Consider the following 229-nt stretch of genomic DNA (forward strand, 5'->3'; position numbering starts at 1 on the left):
GGCCCGCGCCGCCTTGACCGCAAGGTCGAGCAGGTTGGCCTCGCCCGCGGCGCCCTCGGTCAACGCGGCGAGCGCCGCCTGGACATCCGCCTCGTTGCGCTCGGCCTTCAGCCGCCGGAGCTTGTCGAGCTGCTGGGCCCGGACCGCGGCATTGTCGACCTTGAGCACCTCGATCGCCGCCTCGTTGTCGGGCTTGAAGCAGTTGACCCCGATGATCGCCTGCTGGCCG

Annotated in this window: 1 protein-coding gene; it reads right to left on the reverse strand. The window is 71.6% G+C overall.

Annotated features, from left to right (window positions below):
- On the reverse strand, positions 1 to 229 hold a 229-nt coding region (locus tag DK26_RS28300; protein ID WP_248310137.1), incomplete at both ends, for a methylmalonyl-CoA mutase family protein.

This window comes from Allobosea sp. WAO, from assembly GCF_001509835.1.
In the GTDB taxonomy this organism is placed as follows: domain Bacteria; phylum Pseudomonadota; class Alphaproteobacteria; order Rhizobiales; family Beijerinckiaceae; genus Allobosea.